Genomic DNA, 20,361 nt, shown 5'->3' on the forward strand with positions numbered 1-20,361 from the left:
GCTCTTTCCCGTCGCGCGGCTTATGGGGCGGGCATGACAGAGACAGCTTCACATCGCCCGCAACCGACCGTGGTCCTCGTACGTCCGCAGATGGGCGAGAACATCGGTGGCGCGGCGCGCGCCATGTGGAACTTCGGGCTGGACCGGATGCGGGTCGTCGCGCCGCGCGATGGCTGGCCCAATTCCAAGGCCGTGGCCATGGCAAGCGGCGCGGGGCGGCTGCTGGACGAGGCCGGGCATTTCCAGACCACGGCCGAGGCGGTGGGCGATTGCACCTATGTTTTTGCCACCACCGCTCGCCAGCGCGGCCTGACCAAACCGGTGGTCAGCCCGGAACGCGCGATGCAGATGGCCGCCGAGAAGATGGCCGCCGGTGAAAAGGTGGCAGTGCTGTTCGGACCGGAGCGGGCGGGGCTCGAGAATGACGATATCGCGGTGGCGAACGCGATCATCTCGGTGCCGGTGAACCCGGAATTCGCCTCGCTCAACCTCGCGCAATGCGTCTTGCTGACGGCCTATGAATGGCGCCGCGCCAGCGCGGCGGTCACTCATGAGACGATGGAGATGGCCAAGACCGACTGGGCCAGCACCATCGAGATCGAGAAGCTGGCCGAACATTACGAAGACAGGCTCGAGGACGCAGGCTTTTTCTTTCCGCCCACCAAGGCCGAAGGGATGAAGATCAACCTGCGCAATCTCTGGTCGCGGATGCGGCTGACACGGGCCGATGTGCAGATGCTGCACGGGATAATGCGGCAGATGGTGCGTTGGAAGGACAGGGCGGACTGACCGATCGGTCAATCCGCTTGAGGCAGGTCTGGTCAGACCCGTGACGTTCGGCAGCGGTTCATCGGACCGCTGCCATGTCCGTCAGTAGCCGCTGCTGCTCTTCTTTTTCTTCGGCGGCGTGTAGGAGGTGCTGCGGCATTCGTGCTGCTGCAGATACCGGGACGCGACCCAGTAGTGATGGCCTTGCCACGACAGCTTGGACCAGCCGCTCTGATGGCCGACCACATCAACCGGAGCGCAGGCGTGGAAGGTGTGGATCACGTCATAATGGGTGCCGGGGCCGGAGCGGGCATTCAGGGTGATGCCATGTTCGACCCACCAGGTGGCCGCCGAACCGGCGGTCGCGGCGAGTGTCGTGGCAGCGGCAAGACAGGCTACGGTCAGAAAACGTTTCATGATAAGTCCTTTCAATGAACTGGTTGCCCTTGGCGGGGCGGGTGCGAAAACTTGGGTCAGAAAACAGAGCCGGAGCCGGGGATCACCCTTCGTCGGCTGAGCCAGCCTACGGCAATTGTCCTCATTTGGGAAGCAACTTGAGGTAGATGGACGTGGACGCCGCTGGGCACGGCGTGCGGCGCGTGACGGATGACCGGCTCGGGCAGACGCGATCCTGGGACGGTCTGCCCGCGCACGATCGGGACGTCGGGTCTCAGTAGCCGTAGCTGTAGGTGTAGCCGTAGCTGGGGGTGACGAAGTAGTACTTCTTCACGTGGTAGTTCTTGTGGGTATGGTGGTACTTCTTGTAGCCGAAGTGGCACTTGTGGTTGCTCAGGTATTTGGCCGCGACCCAGAAGTAGTGGCCCTGCCAGGACACCTTGGCCCAGCCCTTCTTGTAGCCGATCACATGCACCTTGCGGCACTGGTCGAGCTGGCCGATCACGTCGTAGTAGGTGCCGGGGCCGGTGCGGGCGTTAAGGGTGATGCCTTTTTCGACCCAGAAGGTGGTGGCCGAGGCGGTGCCTGCGCTGGCGAGGGTCGAGGCGGCGATGGCGGCTGCGATCAGGAACTTTTTCATGGCTGGGACCTTTCTGAAAACGGTGTCTGGTGGCTGCTTTCGATGTATTGAAGGTACCTTTTCCGCCGACTTGCCATAAGTCCGGGATTCCGGACGGAGGTATTCCTTACCCGTTGTTTGCAGGCCGGGGGACGCTTGAAGCCCCGATGCTGCCGTCATACTGTCCGCCGCAAACTGGAGAGGCGCATGGCCAAAAAACGCAGTATCTTCGAGGAAGTCGGCAGCGACCGGCAGGACGCCCCCCCGCGCGAGACGGGGATGATCGACCGTGGTCGCCGTGGCGCGCGCCGGGCAATCCGGGTCTGGCTGATGGCGCTTTTCGCGCTGGTGGTGGCGATGATCGTGGTCGGCGGACTGACACGGCTGACCGACTCCGGCCTTTCGATCACCGAGTGGCGGCCTGTCACCGGGGCGCTGCCACCGATGTCGGCCACCGAGTGGGCCACCGAATTCGAGAAGTATCAGGCGATCCCCGAGTACGAGTTGCAGAACCGGGGCATGACGCTTTCCGAGTTCAAGGTCATTTACTGGTGGGAATGGGGCCACCGACAGCTGGGCCGCTTCGTGGGGCTGGTCTGGGCGCTGGGCTTCTTCGGCTTCCTGGCGGCCCGGAAGATCCCTCCGGGCTGGACCGGCAAGTTGCTGATCCCGGGTGCCCTGGGGGCCGTGCAGGGCGCCGTGGGCTGGTGGATGGTGTCCTCTGGCCTGACAGGGACCATGCTGGACGTGGCAAGTTACCGGTTGGCGACGCATTTGGGGCTGGCCTTCGTGATCCTCGGCGTGTTGGGCTGGTATGTCTTTCAGCTGGGCTGCGAAGAACGTGAACTGATGCAGTGCCGCCGAAACCGCGAGATGAAGCTCTTCAAAATGGGCACCGGATTGATGCATTTCGCCTTTCTGCAGATCCTGCTGGGGGCGCTAGTGGCGGGCATCGACGCGGGCCGCAACTACACCGACTGGCCGCTGATGGCGGGTGGCTTCTTCCCGCCGTTCCCGTTCGAGCTTGAGCCGGTCTGGCGCAATTTCTTCGAGAACGATGGGCTGGTGCAATTCATGCACCGGATGGCGGGATATCTGTTGATACTTTTCGGGGTCGTGGTCTGGCTGCGGGCGCGGAAGTCACCCAATTCGCAGACCCGGTTTGCCTTCAATGCCGTGCTGGCGATGATGGTGTTGCAGATGGTTCTTGGAGTGGTAACCGTGGTCTATTCGGCACCGCTGCACATCGCCATCGTGCACCAGCTGGGCGCGGTGGTGCTCTGGGTGCTGATCCTGCGCGCGCGGTTCATCGCCGGTTACCCGACATCCGATTCCATTCGCGGGAGCGTCTGACATGACAGCCTATGACGAGTTGATGACCTGGCAGCGCCAGACCGAGGCGTTGGCGCAGGTCGCCGGGCGGCTGGGCTGGGATCAGGAAACCATGATGCCCAAGGGCGCCGCCGAGCAACGGGGCGAGGAGATCGGCGCCATGGAAGAGGTGCTGCACGCCCGGCGTACAGCGCCCGAAGTCGGCGCTTGGCTGGCGGCGATCGACGACGCGGGGCTGGACCCGGTGGGGCAGGCGCAACTGCGTCACATCCGGCACGATTACAAACGCGCGGTGCGGGTGCCGGGCAAGCTGGCGGCGCGGATCGCGCGGGTGACATCGGTGGCCTATGGCAAATGGGCCGAGGCGCGCGGCAACGAGGATTTCGCCGCTTTCGCTCCGGTGCTGGCCGAGGTGGTGGCGCTGCGGCGCGAGGAAGGGGCGCACATGGCCGAGGGGGGCGATGTCTATGACGCGCTTCTTGACGGCTACGAGCCGGGGGCCAGCGGCGCCGAGGTCGCGGCGATGTTCGACGCGCTCAGGCCCGGCCTCGTGTCCTTGCGGCAGGCGGTGCTCGATCAGCCTGAGCCACCGCAGGTCTCAGGCAACTTCGATCACGGTGTGCAGATGACACTGTCGCGCAAGGTGGCCGAGGTCTTCGGTTACGACTTCGACCGCGGGCGGATAGACAAGGCGGTGCATCCGTTTTCGTCGGGGTCCGGTTCGGACGTGCGGATCACCACGCGGACGGCGGCGGATGATCCGTTCAACTGCATCTACTCGACGATCCACGAGGTCGGCCATGCCTGCTATGAACAGGGGATCGACGACGCTTATGCGCTAAGCCCGCTGGGGCAGGGCGTGTCACTGGGCGTGCATGAAAGCCAGAGCCGCATCTACGAAAACCAGTTGGGGCGGTCGCGTGCCTACTGTCACTGGCTTTATGGGCAGATGCGCGATGCCTTCGGCGATCTGGGTGTGAAGGATGAAGAGGCGTTCTATGCGGCTGTGAACCGTGTCCATCGCGGCTATATCCGTACCGAGGCGGACGAGGTGCAATACAACCTGCACATCATGCTGCGCTTCGATCTCGAACGTGACCTTGCACATGGCAAGCTGGAGGTCTCGGACCTTGAAGAGGCATGGAACGCACGGTTCGAACAGGACTTCGGCTATGCCGTGGACAAGCCGTCCAACGGGGTCCTGCAGGACGTGCACTGGGCTGCCGGGCTGTTGGGCTATTTCCCGACCTACGCGCTTGGCAACGTCTATGCGGGCTGCCTGCATCGTTCGCTGCTGGACGCGGTGCCGGATCTGGACGCGCATCTTGCGGCCGGCGATCTGTCCACCGCGACGGGTTGGCTGCGCGAGAACCTGCAACGGCACGGCGGGCTCTACGAGCCGCGTGATTTGGTACGAAGGGCATGTGGGTTCGAACCCTCTGAAGTGCCGCTGCTGGGCTATCTCGAGGCGAAGTTTGCGGACCTCTACGCGCTCTGAGGCGTCACTCTGACAGTGCGGGCAGGTTGCCTGGATAGGCCGTCATACCGCCGGGAAACCCGGTCGTCAGGCCAGTAAGACGTTTCGGATGCAGATGCCCCCCGGTTGCGCTGATTGCGCCCATAATGGCATCGGCTCGCTGTTTTCTCAACCTTTGGGGGAAAACGGGGCTAGTCTTCTGCCCCGTCCTCCTCGTCGCCCTGTTCGGCAATCCACGCGACGCTGACGACTTCCTCGCCCTTGCCGGTGTTGAACACCCGCACGCCACCTGCGCTGCGCGACCGGAACGAGATACCGTCGACCGGCACCCGAATGGATTGACCGCGCGAGGTTGCGAGCATGATCTGGTCGTCCAACTCGACGGGGAAGGAGGCCACGATCTCGCCGCCGCGCATTGCCTTGTCCATCGCCGTCACGCCAAGACCGCCGCGCCCGCGAACCGGATAGTCATGGCTCGACGACAGCTTGCCCGAGCCCTTGGCGGTGATCGTCAGGATCAGGTTCTCGGCAGCCGACATCTCGACATAGCGCTCGTTCGAGAAGTTCGGATCGGCGGGCGCCTCTTCCTCGTCCGCGCCCTCATCGTCTGACAGGCCGGCCATGGCGCGGCGCATCTTGAGGTACGCGGTGCGCTCTTCCGAAGTGGCGTCGAAGTGCCGGATCACCGACATCGAGACCACCCGGTCGCCGTTGTTGAGCCGGATGCCGCGCACACCGACCGAGTTGCGCGAATTGAACACCCGCACATCGGTGGTCGGGAAGCGGATGGCGCGGCCGGAGTTCGTCACCAGCATCACGTCGTCGTCTTCCGAACAGATGCGGGCGTTGATCAGCGACATGCCTTCGTTTTCGTCCTCGAACTTCATGGCGATTTTGCCATTGGACTTCACGTTGGTGAAATCCGACAGCCGGTTGCGCCGCACGGTACCCTTGTCGGTGGCAAAGACGATCTGAAGGTCGTCCCATTCGTCCTCGTCGCGATCCACCGGCATGATGGCGGCGATCGAGACGCCGGTCGGGATCGGCAGGATGTTGACGATGGCCTTGCCCTTCGACGTGCGCCCGCCCAGCGGCAACCGCCAGGTCTTTAGCTTGTAGGCCATGCCGTCAGTGGTGAAGAACAGAAGCTGCGTATGGGTGTTGGCCACGAACAGCGTGGTGACCACGTCGTCGTCCTTCAGCGCGCCGCCGGAAACGCCCTTGCCGCCGCGCTTCTGCGAGCGGAAGTCGGCCAGCGGCGTGCGCTTGATATAGCCGCCCTGGGTGACCGTAACGACCATGTCCTCACGCTCGATCAGGTCCTCGTCTTCCATGTCACCGGCCCAGTCGGTGATCTCGGTGCGGCGCGGCACGGCAAACAGGTCGCGGGTCTCGCGCAGCTCTTCGGAGATGATCGTCATGATGCGGTCGCGCGACGACAGGATGTCGAGGTAATCCTTGATCTTGCCGGCCAGTTCTTCCAGCTCGTCGGTGACCTCCTTGACGCCCAGTTGGGTCAGGCGTTGCAACCGCAGTTCAAGGATGGCGCGGGCCTGCGCTTCCGACAGGTTGTAGGTGCCGTCCTCGTTGATCGGGTGGGTGGGGTCGTCGATCAGGCGGATATAGGGCGCGATTTCCTTGGCCGGCCAGCGCCGGGTCATCAGTTTTTCGCGGGCTTCAGCAGCATCGGCAGAGGCGCGGATGGTGGCGACAACCTCGTCGACGTTCGTCACCGCGACTGCCAGACCACAAAGGATGTGGCTGCGTTCCCGCGCTTTGCGCAGCAGATAGGCGGTGCGCCGGGCCACGACGTCCTCGCGGAAGTCGAGGAACGATGTCAGGAAGGCGCGCAGGGTCAATTGTTCGGGTCTGCCGCCGTTCAGGGCCAGCATGTTGCAGCCGAAATATGTCTGCATCGGCGTGAAGCGGAACAGCTGGTTCAGCACCACCTCGGGCGTCGCGTCGCGCTTAAGTTCGACCACCACGCGCACGCCGTTGCGATCGCTTTCGTCCTGCACGTGGGCGATGCCCTCGATGCGCTTCTCGCGGGCGGCCTCGGCGATCTTTTCGATCATCGCGGCTTTGTTCACCTGATAGGGGATCTCGTCGACGACGATGGCGTAGCGGTCCTTGCGCAGTTCTTCGACGCGCGTCTTCGCCCGGATGATGACGCTGCCGCGCCCCTCCAGATAGGCCTTGCGCGCGCCGGAGCGGCCGAGGATCAGCCCGCCGGTCGGAAAGTCCGGCGCCGGGATGTACTGGATCAGCTGCTCCGAGGTCAGGTCCGGGTCTTCGATCAGTGCCAGACAGGCGTCGATGACCTCGCCCAGGTTGTGCGGCGGGATGTTGGTGGCCATGCCGACGGCGATGCCGCCCGCGCCATTGACCAGCATGTTGGGAAAACGCGCCGGCAAAACCGTGGGCTCGCGATCCTTGCCGTCGTAGTTATCCTGAAAATCCACCGTCTCCTTGTCGATATCGGCAAGGATATAGGCGGCGGGTTTGTCCATCCGCACTTCGGTATAGCGCATCGCGGCGGGGTTATCGCCGTCCATCGAACCGAAGTTGCCCTGACCATCCAGAAGCGGCAGCGACATCGAGAAGTCCTGCGCCATCCGCACCAGCGCGTCATAGATGGCTGAATCCCCGTGCGGGTGATATTTCCCCATGACGTCGCCCACCGGACGCGCCGATTTGCGATACGGTTTGTCGTGGCTGTTGCCGGTCTCGTGCATCGCATAGAGGATGCGCCGGTGCACAGGTTTCAGCCCGTCACGCAGATCCGGGATCGCGCGCGAGACGATGACCGACATGGCATAGTCGAGATAGGCCGACCGCATCTCGTCAGTGATCGAGACGGTGGGGCCGTGATGCTCGGGCCGATCCGGCTTTTCTTCTTCGTTGTCGGGGGCTTGGGGGTCGTCGCTCACGTCGTCTTCACCGCTTTTTGTCGGTTTCTATATATTGTTGTCGGACACTCTATCAGAAGCAGGATATGGGGTGCAATGCCTGCTTTCGAGGGGTTTGGCAGCCAAGCGCACGATCTGCTAACACACTGTTTTCTTTGAAAAGTCACAATTTGATGGCAAGATTCGAAAAACATAAGAAACTACGAGGTGCAAGATGCAGATGTCCGAGACGGAAATGATGCTGCGTGGCTACGGGCTGACCACGGCAGAATTCTTCTACCGCATGCCCGATTACACCCATGTGTTGAACTCCTATATCTGGCAGGATTACGACACCGCCCCCGATCATCCGCGGTTGTTCAAATTCATCGAGTTCTGGCAGGACGAGATCGAGGGGCCGTTGCACTCGGTGCGTTTTTCACACCGAAAGATGCTGGCCTCCGGCGAGTGGCAGAACGTGGTGGGTGAGTTTACCTATCACTAAGCGATCGCGGTCCGACGCCGCCGACGCCTTGCTCAATTGCGACGGCCCTGCTGTCCGGCGCAGAGCCCCGAACCGCGCCACTGTTAGGGAATGATCCGGGTATACTTCACGCCTTCCAGCGTCGCGCCGACGCGCAGCCCGGCCTGACCGAAGATCACCGCAATGATCGGTGCCAGCGATGTGGTCGTTTCAGCGCTCAGGTTGCCGCCGCTGTCGGGAATGGCATAGGTCACGCCGGCACCTGCCGCGAAACCGGGCGAACGCCGGAAGTTTTCCAGCGCCTCGTTGGTCATGAAGAACAGCACGTGAGCGTATTGCTGCGCGCCGATCTGCAGACCGGTCGAGATCTTGGTCAGCGCATAGTAATCCACCGTTGCACCGTTGATCCGGAGCGCCCCACGGCCGTAGCCGCCGCCGAAGCCAAGTCCTGCCTCGGTCACCAGTGGCATCACCAGCATGCCAACAGATTTCTCCGCCACCTGCCGGGTGCCGGGAAAGTCCGCGTAAAGCTGCGCCAGGGTGGAATCGACGCGGGCGTCGATCATGGCGGGCCCGCGAGAGCCGACGCCGTTACCGCAGGCGGCCAGCGCGGTCACGGCCAGCCCGGACAGGACGAAGGAACGACGGGGAAGTTGGGTCATCTGATACCTCTGCTCGAAAATCCTCGGTGCCGGTCTTGACGCCGGTCGCGCGCAGTATAGGCAGATGTGTGCGCACTGTCACGCCGCGAAAGCGGACGCTACATCGGGCGGCGGGACGGCGCTGAGCGTGGGTGAGACTCGTCGGCTCAGGTCAACAGATCGAGCGCGTTCTCAGCCGCGGTGTTGCTGCCATAGCTGGTTGCGACCGACAGGCTGGCATAGGACAGGGATGCCTGCTGGATCACGCTGGATGTTTGGTCATCGGAGGGGGATACCTCGGACGTGAGGCTAACACTCATGTAGGCAAAAGACATCTCGGCAGGTGGCTGTGGCACGGACCCTGCGACAATGGGCTGGGCCGCGTCGTCACTTTCGCCTCCTTCATCGTCAAAGCCGTCGATCACTCCAACATCGTCCAGGTCTGCGCCGCTGGTGCCCACGAGGCTGGCGGCAATCGCAGCGGGGTCGGTGCCCCGCGCAATGGCCGAAGCCGCCAGACCCTGGGCGTTCTTCGGCAGGCTCTCACCCTGCTCTTGGGCAGCCTGAACCAAGGCCTTCGCCTGATGGCCCACCGATGTCCCGCGCTTGTCGGGGGCGCCCTCGGGCGCTGGTTCGAACGATGCAGCCGACTGGGTGCTGGCTGCGGTCCTTGCGAGGCTGACGGTGCTGACAGACAGGGTGCTGCTGATCATAGGGGTCTCCGAAGGGCTGAAACTGGGAACACTCGGCGTACTCCCATAGGCTTCTAGCGCACAGACCCTAACGAGACGTCATCAGATAAAATCCCGCGTGCTTCTTGCCGCTCACCCATTCAGCAGTCGGGATGCCTCTGGCGCGAAGTAGGTGAGAATGCCGTCACAGCCGGCGCGTTTGAAGGCCATCAGGCTTTCCATCATCACCCGCTCGCCGTCGACCCAGCCGTTCAGTGCCGCGCCCCGGATCATCGCATATTCGCCAGAGACCTGGTAGGCGAAGGTCGGTGCGCCGAAGGTGTCCTTTACCCGGCGACAGATATCCAGATACGGCAGGCCGGGCTTGATCATCACCATATCGGCGCCTTCCGAAAGGTCACGTTCCACCAGCCGCAGCGCTTCGTTTGAATTGGAGGGGTCCATCTGGTAGCTCTTCTTGTCGCCCTTGAGCGCACCCGACGCGCCCACTGCATCGCGGAATGGTCCATAGAAGGCGCTGGCGTATTTCGCCGAATAGCTGAGCAGCGAGACGTTATGATGGCCGGCGCTCTCAAGCGCCTGCCGCATCGCGCCGATCCGGCCGTCCATCATGTCTGACGGGCCGATGATGTCGGCGCCGGCCAGGGCCTGGCTGAGCGTCTGCTTCACCAGTGCCTCGACGGTGGCGTCATTGACCACCTCGCCGTCGACTACAAAACCGTCATGTCCGTCGATGTTGTACGGGTCCAGGGCCACATCGGTCATCACCGCCATGTCCGGCACCGCCTGCTTTATGGCGCGGGTGGCGCGGTTCGACAGGTTCTCCGGATTCCAGGCCTCGGCGCAGTCCTTGGTCTTGAGCGACGGATCGGTATAGGGAAACAGGCAGATCGCGGGAATGCCGAGCGCGTGGGCCTCTTGTGCCGCTGCGACCACCTTGTCGACCGACCGCCGGGTGACACCCGGCATCGATGGGATCGGCTCTTCGATGCCCTCGCCGTCGCGAACGAAGACCGGCCAAATGAAATCGGCGGGGCTCAGGTGGTTTTCGCGCACCAGATCGCGCACAGCGGCGGACTTGCGCAGGCGGCGGAAACGGGCGGCAGGATAGGGGGCAACAGTCATTGCATTCTCCGGATAGCGGCCCGCGATACCTGCCAAGCCCGCGCGCCCAAGTCCAGACCTGACGCGCGTCGGGAAGGGCTGCAAGGACCCCTCTGGGCAAGCGCGCAAGGCTGGGTTAAGGAAACCGGACGCACTATTCAGGAGCCCGCGGTGAACGACCTGCAACTTGCCATCTTCGAGCATATCGACATGCGGTCGTTTTCAAACCTATGGTACTGGATCGGCCTTGCCGTGATGTGGTCGACCGCAAGCCATTGGGTCCTGGGCGTGCCTTTCGACATGGTCACCAATGCAAACCGCCGCGGCGGGCAGATGCAGTACGATCTCGAGGAACTGGTGCGCATCAACACCGGACGCTTGCTGTATATTGCGGGTGTGGCCGGGCTTTGGCTGCTGGGGTTTGCCTGTTTCGTGCTGAGCGGTCTGGTGGTCCTGGGTTTCTGGTACGACGTGGAATTTGCGCAGGCGGTTTTTCTGATGGCCTTTCCGATGTGCCTCGTCTGGCTGCTGAGCATCAGCACCTCCCGCCGGATTGCCGACGAGCAGCTGGATGGCGCGGCGCTGCGCAAACGGCTGGTGCGGCACCGCTTCTACGTTCAATTGCTGGGCGTCTTCTCGATCTTCGTGACCGCGATGTGGGGCATGTACAAGAATTTCTCGCTCGGGGCGCTCGGCGGTTGACGTTGCATCGCCGCTGGCACAGTTAAGCGGGATGTCCGATCCTCAGACCCGCATTGTCGGCGGCGCGCCCGAAGGTTTCGACGCCCGCCTGATCCTTCAGGAAGTCGCGAAAAGCGGCGGCCCGGTTATGCACATCGCCCGCGACGACAAGCGGCTGGCCGCGATGCAGGCGGCCTTGGCCTTCTTCGCCCCCGACATGCCGGTGCTGACCTTCCCGGCCTGGGACTGCCTGCCCTACGACCGGGTTTCGCCGCATGCCGACATCTCGGCGGCGCGCATGGCGACGCTGGCCGGGCTGGTGCACGGCATGCCCGAACGCTTCGTGCTGCTGACCACGCTCAACGCCGCTACCCAGAAGATCCCCGCACGCGACGTTCTGCGTGAGGCCGCCTTCACCGCCCGCGTCGGCAACCGGATCGACGAGAAGGGGCTGCGCGACTTCCTGGTTCGGATGGGCTTCGTGCAGGCGCCCACGGTGATGGAGCCGGGCGATTACGCGGTGCGCGGCGGCATCATCGACATATACCCTCCGGGCGAGGGCGGGCCGGTACGGCTGGACCTGTTCGGCGACACGCTGGACGGGGCGCGGCGCTTCGACCCGGTCAGCCAGCGGACCACGGAGAAGCTCGACCTGGTTGAGCTGGCGCCTGTCAGCGAGGTGATCCTCGACGACGCGGCGATTACCCGGTTCCGTCAGAATTACCGCATCGAGTTCGGCGCCGCAGGCAGCGACGACCCACTGTACGAGGCGATCAGCGCCGGGCGCAAGCACCAGGGCGCGGAACACTGGCTGGGCCTGTTTCACGAGCGACTGGAGACGTTGTTCGACTATCTGCCGCAAGCCACCATCACACAGGACGATCAGGCCACCCCGGCGCGGCTGTCGCGATGGGAGATGATCGAGGACCAGTATGAAACCCGGCGGCTGGCAATGGCCAACAAGAGCCGCATGGACACCGTCTACAAGCCTGCGCCGCCGGCGACGCTTTACCTGGACGATGCCGCATGGGAGGCCGCTGTCGCCGGACGCAGACTGTTGCAGTTCCATCCGCTGCCGCAGGCCTCCGGTCCGGGGGTGACGGATGCGAGCGGCCGCATCGGACGCAATTTCGCGCCCGAGCGTCAGCAGGAGAACATCAGTCTTTTTGGGGCCTTGGCGGATCATGTTAAGGCGAAGATGGCCGCGGGTCCGGTGGTCATCGCCTCCTATTCCGAGGGTGCGCGCGAGCGTCTGTCGGGCCTGATCGAGGACGAGGGACTGGCCGAGACTGTGCATGTGCGCGATGCAAGCGGCGTCGGCAAGCGCGGGCTGCATCTCGCCGTCTGGGCGCTTGAGCACGGGTTCGAGGGACCATGGGGCGACGGCGGCAAGTCGCGGATTACCGTCGTGTCAGAGCAGGACGTGCTGGGCGACCGACTGATCCGGAGCCCGAAGAAGAAGCGCCGGGCGGAAAACTTCCTGACCGAGACGCAAAGCCTCAGTCCCGGTGATCTTGTCGTGCACGTCGACCACGGCATCGGCCGCTACCTGGGACTTGAGGTGATCACCGCGGCGGGCGCGGCGCATGAATGTCTGGCGCTGGAATATGCCGAGACGGCAAAGCTTTACCTGCCGGTCGAGAATATCGAACTGCTGTCGAAATACGGCCATGAGGAAGGGCTTCTCGACAAGCTGGGCGGCGGTGCGTGGCAGGCCAAGAAGGCCAAGCTTAAGGAGCGCATCCGCGAGATGGCCGAACGGCTGATCCGGGTGGCAGCGGAACGCGCGCTGCGCAAGGCGCCGGTGATGGACCCACCGCACGGTGCCTACGAGGATTTCAGCGCACGGTTTCCATACGAGGAGACTGACGACCAGCTTCGCGCCATTGCGGACGTGATGGACGACATGCACTCGGGTCAGCCGATGGACCGGCTGATCTGCGGCGATGTGGGTTTCGGCAAGACCGAGGTAGCGATGCGGGCGGCGTTCGTGGCCGGCATGTCGGGGATGCAGGTGGCGGTGATCGCACCAACGACGCTGCTGGCGCGCCAGCACTACCAGAGCTTTGCCGAACGGTTCCGCGGTTTCCCGGTCAACGTCCGCCCGCTGTCGCGCTTCGTGTCTGCGCGCGATGCAGCGCTGACGCGTGAGGGGATCTCGAAGGGCACGGCGGATATCGTGATCGGCACCCATGCTCTGTTGGCCAAGGCGATCCGGTTTCAGAACCTCGGCCTTCTCATCATCGACGAAGAGCAGCATTTCGGAGTGTCGCACAAGGAGCGGCTGAAGCAGTTGCGCACCGACATCCACGTGCTGACGCTGACCGCGACGCCAATTCCGCGCACGCTGCAGCTCTCGTTGTCGGGCGTCCGCGACTTGTCGATCATCGGCACGCCCCCCGTCGACCGGCTGGCGATCCGCACCTATGTCAGCGAATTCGACGCGGTCACGATCCGCGAGGCGCTGCTGCGCGAACATTACCGCGGCGGGCAAAGCTTCTATGTTGTGCCACGCCTCAGCGATCTGCCCGAGATCGAGGACTTCCTGAAGACCCAGGTGCCCGAGGTGTCCTACGTGGTGGCGCATGGCCAGATGGCGGCGGGTGAGCTCGACGACAAGATGAACGCCTTTTATGACGGCAAGTACGACGTGCTGCTGGCGACGACCATCGTGGAGTCGGGCCTGGATATCCCCACCGCCAACACCATGGTGGTGCACCGCGCCGACATGTTCGGGCTGGCGCAGCTTTACCAGATCCGGGGCCGGGTGGGGCGCTCGAAGACCCGCGCCTATGCCTATCTGACCACCAAGCCGCGCGCGCGCCTGACCGCGACGGCCGAAAAGCGTCTGCGGGTGCTGGGCTCGCTCGATACGCTGGGGGCAGGGTTCACGCTGGCCAGCCAGGACCTCGACATTCGTGGGGCGGGCAACCTGCTGGGCGAGGAACAGTCGGGCCAGATGAAGGATGTGGGCTACGAGCTTTACCAGTCGATGCTGGAGGAGGCGATCGCCAAGATCCGCGCCGGGGAGATGGAGGGCCTGTCAGAGGCCGACGACCAGTGGGCGCCGCAGATCAACCTCGGCGTGCCGGTGTTGATCCCCGAGGATTACGTGCCCGATCTCGATGTGCGGCTGGGACTCTACCGCCGCCTCTCGTCGCTGACCACTAAGGTGGAGCTTGAGGGATTTGCCGCCGAACTGATCGACCGCTTCGGGAAATTACCGAAGGAGGTCAATACGTTGCTGCTTGTTGTTCGCATCAAGGCAATGTGCAAGCGTGCCGGCATCGCCAAGCTCGACGGTGGGCCGAAGGGGGCCACGATCCAGTTCCACAACGACAAGTTCGCCTCGCCGCAGGGGCTGGTTGAATTCATTAAGGACCAGCGCGGGCTGGCCAAGGTGAAGGACAACAAGATCGTCGTTCGCCGCGACTGGAAGAGTGACGCCGACAAGATCAAAGGGGCCTTCGCCATCGCCCGCGATCTGGCCGAAAAGGTGGTGGCGGAGAAGAAAAAGAAGAAGACGGCGGGCGCCTGATCCATGGCTGGATCGGTGCAGTTCCGTCAACGGACCAAGGCCTCCTGATTGACGGCTGCGCCGGGCGTGATAAACCGCCGGCAAGCACAAGGGACAAACCGATGAACCTCTTTTCCGACCTGCGCGGCACGGTGATTGCCGCTCTGGAGCAGATGCAATCCGAGGGCGCGCTGCCCGAGGGCCTCGATTTCGCCAACGTCGCGGTCGAGCCGCCGCGCGACCCGCTGCACGGCGACATGGCGACCAATGCCGCGATGGTTCTGGCCAAGCCCGCAAGGCAAAAGCCGCGCGATATTGCCGAGGCGCTGGCCGTGAAACTGGGCGCCGACGACCGCATCACCTCGGCCGAAGTGGCAGGGCCGGGGTTCCTGAACCTGCGGCTGGCACCATCCGTCTGGCAGAAGATCGTCGGTGCGGTGCTGGCAGAAGGCACTGCCTACGGCCGCTCGACCATGGGGCAGGGGCAGCGGATTAACGTCGAATATGTCTCGGCCAACCCCACCGGCCCGCTGCACGTGGGCCACACTCGCGGCGCTGTCTTCGGCGATGCGCTGGCCAGCCTGCTGGATTATTCCGGCCACGATGTCACCCGCGAATACTATATCAACGACGGCGGCGCGCAGGTCGATGTGCTCGCGCGGTCGGTCTACCTGCGGTATCTCGAGGCGCACGGACAGGAGGTTGCCTTCGAGGATGGCACCTATCCCGGCGACTACCTGATCCCGGTGGGCGAGGCGCTGAAGGACAAGGTGAGTGATGCCTATGTCGATCAGCCCGAAGCGGTCTGGCTGGCGGAGGTGCGCGAATACGCCACCGAGGCGATGATGGAACTGATCCGCGCCGATCTGGGCCTGCTGGGCGTGCAGATGGATCACTTCTTTTCGGAGAAATCGCTTTATGGCACCGGACTGATCGAGGCGGCGATCCAGACTCTGGATGAAAAGGGGCTGATCTACGAAGGCGTGCTGGAGCCGCCAAAGGGCAAGAAACCCGAGGACTGGGAACCGCGTGAACAGACGCTGTTCAAGTCCACCGAACACGGTGACGACGTCGATCGCCCGGTCAAGAAATCCGACGGGTCTTGGACCTATTTCGCGCCTGACATTGCCTACCATTATGACAAGGTTTCCAGGGGCTTCGACGGGCTAATTGATGTATTCGGCGCGGATCACGGCGGCTATGTCAAACGCATGAAGGCCGCGGTTTCGGCGCTGTCGGATGGCAAGACGCCGCTCGACATCAAGCTGACCCAGTTGGTCAAGCTCTACAAGAACGGTGAACCCTTCAAGATGTCGAAGCGTGCGGGCACCTTCGTCACCCTGCGCGACGTGGTCGACCAAGTCGGCCCGGACGTGACCCGCTTCGTGATGCTGACGCGCAAGAACGACGCGCCGCTGGATTTCGACTTCGACAAGGTGCTGGAGCAAAGCCGCGAGAACCCGGTGTTCTATGTGCAGTACGCTCACGCCCGCGTGCATTCGGTGCTGCGCAAGGCGCGGAACGCGGGGGTCGAGGTCTCGGACGAGGCTTTGACCGGTGCCGATCTGGAGCAGCTGAGCCACGAGACCGAGCTTGCGGTGGCCAAAAAGCTGGCCGAATGGCCACGCCTGATCGAGATCGCCGCGCGCACCCATGAACCGCATCGTGTCGCCTTCTATCTCTATGAACTCGCTGGTGAATTCCACACCCTGTGGAACCGCGGCCATGACCTGCCCGAGCTGCGTTTCCTGCAAGAGGGCAACCCCGCAACAAGCCAATCCAAAATCGCTCTGGCGCGGGCTGTGTCGGTTGTCATTTCGGCGGGCTTGGGTATTTTGGGCGTAACGCCGGTGGAAGAGATGCGCTAAGACACCTCTCGCCCGGCTACGGAGCAGTCGGACAGAGCATACCCTGCGGCACGTATCGCAGGGAGCGGAGAGGCGAATATGGCAGATATTCACATGACCGGGTCCCATGCGGGATACGGCGATCAGGGTGCATCATCGCAACAAGCGGGTCCGCGCGTCGCGGGCTTCGGAGCCTATGCCAACGCAGCGGGCGCCATGGTGTCGCTGGCGCTTCTCGTCGGGGTCAGCATCTGGGGATATCAGCTTCTGGTTCGTGACGTGTCGGGCGTGCCGGTGGTGCGTGCGGCCGAAGGCCCGTGGCGCGTGGCCCCTGAGGAACCCGGCGGGCTTGCAGCCGATCACCAAGGACTCGCGGTCAACGAGGTCGCCGGACGGGGCAGCGCCTCGGGCCCGGTGGCACAGGTGGCATTAGCGCCGCGCCCGGTCGGGCTGGACGCGGACGAAGACATACCCGCATCCGAAGTTCCTGCGGCCCTTTCGACGCATGACGCGGTGAACGCACCGGTCATGCCGCTTGCTGCGCGCAGTCCCGCCCGCAGCGCCCAGCCGGCTTCCGAAACCGTCCCCTCTGCAATCATGACAAACCGCGTGGAAAGCGGCACGCCGCGACGCGAGATCGCGGATACCACGATTCAGGCGCTGGCAGATCAGATTGCCGCCGACGTGAAACCCTTAACCGCCTCTGCGTCGGTCATGACGCCCGCGGTCAAGACCAAGGTCACACCGACCCGCAGCCCCACCGCTGCCGCCATCGACGCGCCGGGTGTTCGTCGGTCGCTGCGCCCGCGCAAGCGGCCTGCGGATGTGGTGAAAGCCTCCCTTGCGCAGCCCGCGGCCCCCGTGGCCGCACCGGTCAAGCCGCGGGTGGATGTCGCGACCCTGCCGGCGGGCACCCGGCTGGTGCAACTCGGTGCCTATGAAAGCGCTGCCATCGCGGAAGAGGAATGGCGCCGCATCTCGACCCGGTTCGCCAGCTTCTTCGACAGCAAGGCGCAGGTCATCCAGAAGGCCCAGAGCGGCGGGCGCACCTTCTATCGCCTGCGCGCCCATGGGTTCGAGGACCTGGCCGACGCGCGCCGCTTCTGTGCGCTGCTGGTTGCGGAAGGCCCCGATTGCATTCCGGTGGTGACCAAGTGACCGCCTCTGCCGCCATATTCGCCCCGCGGGGCGAAGCTCTGACCGGCGGCGAGAAGGCGTTCTTCCGCGAGGCAGACCCTTGGGGATTCATCCTGTTTGCCCGCAATATCGACAGCGCTGATCAGATTCGCGGGCTCTGTGCCGAATTGCGCGAGGCCGTGGGCCGTGATGCACCGATCCTGATCGATCAGGAGGGCGGACGGGTGCAGCGCATCAAGCCACCCTTGGCGAGACGCTGGAAACCGCCGCTCGACGATGTGCACAAGCTGGGCGTCATGGCCCCGCAGGGCATGTACCTGCGCGCGCGGATCATGGCCGACGAACTGAGAGGCTTCGGCATCGACGTCAACTGCATTCCGACGCTGGACGTCGCCGGCGAATGGACCCACCGTTTCCTGCGCAACCGTTGCTACGGCGAGACGCCGGACACCGTGACCGAGGTCGGCAGGGCGGTGGCGCGTGGGCTGCTCGACGGGGGCGTTCTTCCGGTGCTGAAGCACATGCCGGGGCACGGAAGGGGCCGCGTCGACAGCCATCTGGAACTACCGCATACACAGGCCGCGGTGGATGAGCTGCGGGCCAGGGACTTCGTACCGTTCTCGGCCTTGGCTGACATGCCGCTGGGGATGACGGCGCACATGATCTTTGAAGCGGTCGACCCTTATTTCCCGGCCACCCAGTCGGGCCGCATGATAAACCTGATCCGTGAAGAGCTGGGCTTTTCCGGACTGCTGATGACCGACGACATTTCGATGGAGGCGCTGAGCGGCAGCGCCGGTGAACGCGCCGGGGCGGCGATAGCAGCTGGCTGCGACGTGGTCTTGCACTGTAACGGCCATCTCGATGAGATGGAGGACGTCGCGGACAAGGCCGGCGTGCTGAGTGATGGTGCACAGCTTCGTGCCGATGCGGCGCTGGCCATGAGGAACCGCGGCGACGAGGTTGACACCGACGCATTGGCACAGCAGTTTGAGGCGCTGCTGGCCGGGCCTTAGGACATGGATCAAGACGATTTCGACGCGACACCCGAGGCGCCTGAAAGCGTTGCCGACCGGCTGGCCGCCGAGGCGCTGATCGTCGACGTGGATGGTTTCGAGGGGCCGCTGGACCTGCTGCTGATGCTGTCGCGGACGCAGAAGGTCGACCTCCGCAAGATCTCTGTGCTCGATCTCGCGAAGCAGTACCTGAGCTTTGTCGACCGGGCCAAGAAGCTGCGCATCGAACTGGCCGCCGATTACCTGGTGATGGCGGCCTGGCTGGCGTTCCTGAAATCGCGCCTGCTGCTGCCCCCCGATCCAGAGGAAGAGGGCCCGTCGGGCGAGGAATTGGCGGCGCACTTGGCCTTTCAACTGGAACGGCTGCAAGCCATGCGCAGCGCGGCGGCAAAGCTGATGGCGCGCGACCGTCTGGGTCGCGACGTCTTTGCCCGGGGTGTGCCCGAGACGGTCGAGCGGGTCAAGAAGGTCACCTATACCGCGACGCTGCTGGACCTGATGCAGGGCTACGCGCGTATCCGCACCCGTGATGAATTCCGACCTTTCGTGATGGACCGGGATGCGGTCTACACCATGGAACAGGCGCTGGACCGGATGCGTGGGCTGATCGGCTTTGCCGGAACCTGGACCGAGATCTCGGTCTACCTGCCTGACGGGTGGGAATCTGATCCGGTGCGGCTGCGCTCGGCCACGGCGGCGACCTTCGCGGCTTCGCTGCAACTGGTGAAAGAAGGCAAGGCTGAACTGCGGCAAGAGGGCACCTTCCAGCCGATACAGCTGCGGCGGATCACGGATAAATAGATGAACGACGACGCCCATCAAATCGAAGACGAAGAGAGAAGCCTGTTTGCCGCGCCCCCTGTGGCCGAACAGGAGCGGATGGTGGAAGCCGTGCTTTTCGCCAGTGCCGAACCGGTGACGGTGCGGGATCTGGAAGCACGTATGCCACACGGCTGTGACGCGGCGGAGGCGCTGTTGCATCTGCGCAAACGTTACGAGGGGCGCGGGGTGCAGGTGGTCAAGGTGGGCGATTCCTATGCCATGCGCACGGCCGCGGACCTGTCGTTCCTGATGCAGAAGGAAACGGTGGAGACCCGCAAGCTGAGCCGCGCGGCGATCGAGACCCTCGCCATCATCGCCTATCATCAGCCGGTGACGCGGGCCGAGATCGAGGAAATCCGCGGGGTGTCGGTGTCGCGTGGCACCGTGGACCAGCTGCTTGAAATGGAGTGGATCCGTTTCGGCCGGCGCAAGATGACGCCAGGACGACCGGTGACCTTCGTGGTGACTGAGGGGTTCCTAGATCACTTCGGTCTGGAATCCGCGCGCGATTTGCCTGGCCTGAAAGAGTTGCGTCAGGCGGGGCTGCTGGAAAACCGACCGCTGCCCGGGACGCCCCAATTCGGCGATGGCGAGGACGAGCCGGAAGCCACCGAGGGCCAGAGCGAGCTGTTCGAAGACTGATCAGGACGTCCGCTTCCGCGCGCGAGCCGATCACGTTGCTTTGTCCAGCGTGGTTTCAGCTGTCTGCCCTGAAATCGGCATGTTTCACAGGTATGCCAGTGAAAGGCAGACAGAGGGTGAGGCAATGAATGCAAATCAGCTGATCAACATGGTCGTGCGGTTGGTGCTGCGCAAGGCAATCAACCGTGGCATCGATGCCGGGATCGACCGGTTCGCCGGCGACGACAGGACGGCGAAACAGAGCAAGGCACAGGTACGGCAGGCACGGCGCGCGGCGCGGATGATGCGGCGGATGTGA

The 20,361-nt window shown here is 63.9% G+C and carries 18 protein-coding genes; 12 read left to right on the forward strand and 6 right to left on the reverse strand.

Annotated elements, in window-relative coordinates:
• Positions 1-33: 33 nt before the first annotated feature.
• Entirely contained in the window at positions 34-789 is a 756-nt protein-coding gene (locus AC04PT_RS02310) for an RNA methyltransferase (protein ID WP_482871876.1), read from the forward strand.
• A gap of 81 nt (positions 790-870) precedes the next feature.
• Here AC04PT_RS02310 and AC04PT_RS02315 read toward each other — a convergent pair whose 3' ends face one another.
• Together AC04PT_RS02315 and AC04PT_RS02320 are read right to left on the reverse strand one after the other, a co-directional pair.
• On the reverse strand, positions 871-1,185 hold the full coding sequence (locus AC04PT_RS02315; RefSeq protein WP_482871877.1) for an SH3 domain-containing protein: 315 nt from the start codon (positions 1,183-1,185) through the stop codon (positions 871-873).
• Between the two features lie 253 nt (positions 1,186-1,438).
• Positions 1,439-1,804: an SH3 domain-containing protein gene (locus AC04PT_RS02320; protein ID WP_482871878.1), complete on the reverse strand. Its 366-nt coding sequence runs from the start codon at positions 1,802-1,804 to the stop codon at positions 1,439-1,441.
• A 186-nt stretch (positions 1,805-1,990) separates the two neighbouring features.
• Here AC04PT_RS02320 and ctaA point away from each other — a divergent pair, with 186 nt between their 5' ends.
• Positions 1,991-3,136, forward strand: coding sequence for a heme A synthase (ctaA, locus tag AC04PT_RS02325; RefSeq protein WP_482871879.1), 1,146 nt, complete (start codon positions 1,991-1,993; stop codon positions 3,134-3,136).
• A gap of 1 nt (position 3,137) precedes the next feature.
• Positions 3,138-4,613 carry a carboxypeptidase M32 gene (locus tag AC04PT_RS02330; RefSeq protein WP_482871880.1) on the forward strand — a complete coding sequence of 492 codons (1,476 nt, stop codon included), beginning with the start codon at positions 3,138-3,140 and terminating at the stop codon, positions 4,611-4,613.
• A 170-nt stretch (positions 4,614-4,783) separates the two neighbouring features.
• Here the strand turns inward: AC04PT_RS02330 and gyrA are convergent, their stop codons facing one another.
• Entirely contained in the window at positions 4,784-7,522 is a 2,739-nt protein-coding gene (gene gyrA, locus AC04PT_RS02335) for a DNA gyrase subunit A (RefSeq protein WP_482871881.1), read from the reverse strand.
• Positions 7,523-7,715: 193 nt separating this feature from the next.
• Here gyrA and AC04PT_RS02340 point away from each other — a divergent pair, with 193 nt between their 5' ends.
• Positions 7,716-7,985: an usg protein gene (locus tag AC04PT_RS02340; protein WP_482871882.1), complete on the forward strand. Its 270-nt coding sequence runs from the start codon at positions 7,716-7,718 to the stop codon at positions 7,983-7,985.
• A gap of 83 nt (positions 7,986-8,068) precedes the next feature.
• Here AC04PT_RS02340 and AC04PT_RS02345 read toward each other — a convergent pair whose 3' ends face one another.
• The 3 genes from AC04PT_RS02345 to hemB all read right to left on the reverse strand — a co-directional run bounded on the left by AC04PT_RS02345 (position 8,069) and on the right by hemB (position 10,422).
• Positions 8,069-8,626 (reverse strand): lipid-binding SYLF domain-containing protein, encoded by a 558-nt coding sequence (locus AC04PT_RS02345; protein ID WP_482871883.1) that lies wholly within the window; start codon positions 8,624-8,626, stop codon positions 8,069-8,071.
• 146 nt (positions 8,627-8,772) lie between these two features.
• The gene (locus AC04PT_RS02350) at positions 8,773-9,318 is read right to left on the reverse strand and encodes a hypothetical protein (protein WP_482871884.1); all 546 of its coding nucleotides are present in this window, start codon (positions 9,316-9,318) and stop codon (positions 8,773-8,775) included.
• A gap of 111 nt (positions 9,319-9,429) precedes the next feature.
• Entirely contained in the window at positions 9,430-10,422 is a 993-nt protein-coding gene (gene hemB / locus AC04PT_RS02355) for a porphobilinogen synthase (RefSeq protein WP_482871885.1), read from the reverse strand.
• A gap of 189 nt (positions 10,423-10,611) precedes the next feature.
• On the opposite strand from hemB, the gene AC04PT_RS02360 reads away from it, so the two are divergent.
• The 8 genes from AC04PT_RS02360 to AC04PT_RS02395 all read left to right on the forward strand — a co-directional run bounded on the left by AC04PT_RS02360 (position 10,612) and on the right by AC04PT_RS02395 (position 20,361).
• Positions 10,612-11,103, forward strand: coding sequence for a component of SufBCD complex (locus AC04PT_RS02360; RefSeq protein ID WP_482872433.1), 492 nt, complete (start codon positions 10,612-10,614; stop codon positions 11,101-11,103).
• Between the two features lie 31 nt (positions 11,104-11,134).
• Positions 11,135-14,620: a transcription-repair coupling factor gene (gene mfd, locus AC04PT_RS02365; RefSeq protein ID WP_482871886.1), complete on the forward strand. Its 3,486-nt coding sequence runs from the start codon at positions 11,135-11,137 to the stop codon at positions 14,618-14,620.
• Between the two features lie 101 nt (positions 14,621-14,721).
• Positions 14,722-16,467 carry an arginine--tRNA ligase gene (gene argS / locus AC04PT_RS02370; protein WP_482871887.1) on the forward strand — a complete coding sequence of 582 codons (1,746 nt, stop codon included), beginning with the start codon at positions 14,722-14,724 and terminating at the stop codon, positions 16,465-16,467.
• Between the two features lie 78 nt (positions 16,468-16,545).
• Positions 16,546-17,604 (forward strand): SPOR domain-containing protein, encoded by a 1,059-nt coding sequence (locus AC04PT_RS02375; RefSeq protein ID WP_482871888.1) that lies wholly within the window; start codon positions 16,546-16,548, stop codon positions 17,602-17,604.
• On the forward strand, positions 17,601-18,599 hold the full coding sequence (locus AC04PT_RS02380) for a glycoside hydrolase family 3 N-terminal domain-containing protein (RefSeq protein WP_482871889.1): 999 nt from the start codon (positions 17,601-17,603) through the stop codon (positions 18,597-18,599). The genes AC04PT_RS02375 and AC04PT_RS02380 overlap by 4 nt, the downstream gene beginning before the upstream one ends.
• Positions 18,600-18,602: 3 nt before the next feature.
• Positions 18,603-19,400, forward strand: a complete 798-nt coding sequence (locus AC04PT_RS02385; protein ID WP_482871890.1) for a segregation and condensation protein A — start codon at positions 18,603-18,605, stop codon at positions 19,398-19,400.
• On the forward strand, positions 19,401-20,063 hold the full coding sequence (gene scpB, locus AC04PT_RS02390; RefSeq protein WP_482871891.1) for an SMC-Scp complex subunit ScpB: 663 nt from the start codon (positions 19,401-19,403) through the stop codon (positions 20,061-20,063).
• A 124-nt stretch (positions 20,064-20,187) separates the two neighbouring features.
• On the forward strand, positions 20,188-20,361 hold the full coding sequence (locus AC04PT_RS02395) for a hypothetical protein (RefSeq protein ID WP_482871892.1): 174 nt from the start codon (positions 20,188-20,190) through the stop codon (positions 20,359-20,361).

The sequence above is a fragment of the Litorisediminivivens sp. KMU-197 genome, from assembly GCF_056858395.1.